Below are 1,035 nucleotides of genomic sequence, written 5' to 3' on the forward strand. Positions count from 1 at the left end.
GGTTAACCTTGCCACTGAATGTAAGTCGCTGACCCATTATACAAAAGGTACGCAGTCACGGAACAAGTCCGCTCCTACTGTTTGTATGCACACGGTTTCAGGATCTATTTCACTCCCCTTCCGGGGTTCTTTTCGCCTTTCCCTCACGGTACTGGTTCACTATCGGTCGATTACGAGTATTTAGCCTTGGAGGATGGTCCCCCCATATTCAGACAGGATGTCACGTGTCCCGCCCTACTTGTCGTACGCTTAGTACCACCGGTCCGATTTCACATACGGGGCTATCACCCGCTATGGCTCCTATTTCCAGAGGATTCTGTTATCGGTCCGACTATCACGTACAGGCTCTTCCCATTTCGCTCGCCGCTACTTTGGGAATCTCGGTTGATTTCTTTTCCTGCAGCTACTTAGATGTTTCAGTTCGCCGCGTTCGCCTTGCATACCTATGTATTCAGTATGCAATACCCTAAAAGGGTGGGTTGCCCCATTCGGAAATCTGCGGATCAAAGTGTGTTTGCTCACTCCCCGCAGCTTATCGCAAGCTACTACGTCCTTCATCGCCTGTAATCGCCAAGGCATCCACCATGTGCACTTATTCGCTTGTCCCTATAACGTTAGCCTCTGAAGACCGAAGTCATCAAAGAGCGCTACAGGGATAAGAAAGTACAACGTTGTTGCTTGTTTGTTGATACATACAATCATTACCCATCAAGTCGCCTCATGCATTCCTGCACGCATAGACTTGATCAATAAATAATCTTTACTTCTTCCAGATTGTTAAAGAACGAAACAGCAATGATCGCTAAAAGATCAAACCTAAACCCAAGTCACTGACTGGCTTACGTTTGCACTTTCAAAGTCTTGGTGGAGGATGACGGGATCGAACCGACGACCCCCTGCTTGCAAAGCAGGTGCTCTCCCAGCTGAGCTAATCCCCCTGAGATTTACTACTTAACTGGTAGGGCTGGTTGGACTCGAACCAACGACCCCCGCGTTATCAACACGGTGCTCTAACCAGCTGAGCTACAGCCCCAA

The 1,035-nt window shown here is 48.7% G+C and carries 2 tRNA genes and 1 rRNA gene; all 3 read right to left on the bottom strand.

Features of this window, described 5'->3' with window-relative positions:
* A 23S ribosomal RNA gene (locus ASR47_RS00020) occupies nt 1-606 on the bottom strand; the annotation flags it as partial.
* 256 nt (nt 607-862) lie between these two features.
* Nucleotides 863-938 (bottom strand) — tRNA-Ala (locus ASR47_RS00025).
* Nucleotides 939-956: 18 nt separating this feature from the next.
* Nucleotides 957-1,033: transfer RNA gene (locus ASR47_RS00030), tRNA-Ile, on the bottom strand.
* Between the last annotated feature and the right edge of the window lie 2 nt (nt 1,034-1,035).

It is taken from the genome of Janthinobacterium psychrotolerans (genome assembly GCF_001677885.1).
Lineage (GTDB): Bacteria > Pseudomonadota > Gammaproteobacteria > Burkholderiales > Burkholderiaceae_D > Janthinobacterium > Janthinobacterium psychrotolerans.